Raw genomic sequence first — 779 nt, 5'->3', positions numbered from 1 at the left:
AGCGTTTGAGCTGGCATCAAGGACATCTTGCCAATTGCTGCCTCGAGCGACAGCAAACCCCGTTCGCGCACATAAGATCGAAGGATTTTGGTAAACGCTCCAGCCGACCGCGGGTGACTGAATACATTGTCGGGAAGTGGCCAGTCACTACCTTCATAGTTCAGAACAGCCCCGCTTTCGCCGAAGTAGGACCAGAATACTGCATCCGACGCAATCATGACCGCCGGGTGGGTAACGGATGCATCCAATAGCGCGAGCGCTTCCGGATCGTTCTCGTCTAGAAAATGCCATGTGACAAAAGTGCCAGGCTCGTTGTTCTGGTAATCGGTGAGCTCCTCTTCTGTCATGCGATCTGCGCCCAATTGAAAGTTCTGAGCCGTTGAGCTCATGCGTTCTCGCCATTCGTCGCCTGAGAACATCGCGGCTCCTACAACGGTGTTCGCGGCACCATAAGGATAAGCCTCTACTGTGACCTTAATGCCTTGAGCTTGTGCTCGTTCCACCAAATCAAGGGTGGCGTGGATGTCCTCTAATGATGAACTGTTGATATGACAGATATGCATGTGTGCGCCTGTAAGCGCAGCGTTCGCAATCAATTCTTTTATTGCCTCAAAAGACCCCTGCGGCTCCAAATTCGATGCGTAACGCACGTGCGTAAACGTGGCCACGCCATAGTCAGCGGCCATATTGGCCAACGCAAAGTACTCTTTTTGTCCGTATCCAGGCGCGTATCCTGCATTAACGCCGATACCCAACGCCCCCTCTTTCAATCCTTGCTC

1 protein-coding gene is annotated in these 779 nt (G+C 52.8%); it reads right to left on the bottom strand.

The features are described 5' to 3' along the window. Positions 1-779 (bottom strand): amidohydrolase family protein (locus tag ALB80_RS21685; protein WP_253276958.1); only part of this gene is annotated, 779 nt, incomplete at both ends.

Source organism: Ruegeria sp. 6PALISEP08, assembly GCF_001238295.1.
Taxonomy (GTDB): domain Bacteria; phylum Pseudomonadota; class Alphaproteobacteria; order Rhodobacterales; family Rhodobacteraceae; genus Ruegeria.
The sequence above is the reverse complement of the archived record's forward strand: the minus strand, read 5'-3'. Positions and strand labels throughout refer to the sequence as shown.